This window comes from Microbispora sp. KK1-11 (assembly GCF_006874435.1).
Classification (GTDB): Bacteria; Actinomycetota; Actinomycetes; order Streptosporangiales; family Streptosporangiaceae; genus Microbispora; species Microbispora catharanthi.
This window is the reverse complement of sequence record NZ_VIRJ01000152.1, coordinates 1-408: the sequence shown is the minus strand read 5'-3', so window position 1 is coordinate 408 and position 408 is coordinate 1. Positions and strand designations below refer to the sequence as shown.

The 408-nt window shown below is 74.8% G+C and carries 1 pseudogene; it reads right to left on the bottom strand.

Annotated features, from left to right (window positions below):
* Positions 1–18 precede the first annotated feature (18 nt).
* A pseudogene (locus tag FLW16_RS43165) lies at positions 19–408 on the bottom strand (hypothetical protein); the annotation flags it as partial.

The window sequence follows — 408 nt, the reverse complement described above, 5'->3', positions numbered from 1 at the left end:
CCCCCCCCAACTCCTACTTTACACCCTACCCTCTCCCCCTACCCGACCCTCTCCCGATCCCTCCCTGACCTCCCTGAGCACCTGGCTCGCGAGAGCGGCGTCGGCCAACTCGGCCACTGAGGGTGCACCGCCGCCCCCGGACCAGGGTCTGCCGACCGCGCCCGCGGGAGTGGGAAGGCCGAGCAGGTGCGTGACCGTCGTCGTGACGTCGGTGATCGTGACCAGCGCCCGCTGCCGGGTCGAGGCGGCGGTCAGCCACCCGTGCCCGTACGGCCCGCCGGCGGCGAGCGCGACGTGCAGGTGGGCGATGGAACCCTCACCGCGGCGGGGGGAGTCGGACCGCCCCGCCACGAGCACGGCCGAACCGGCGGGCACCTTGGCGAGCACCTCGGCGACGGTCCGGTCGGC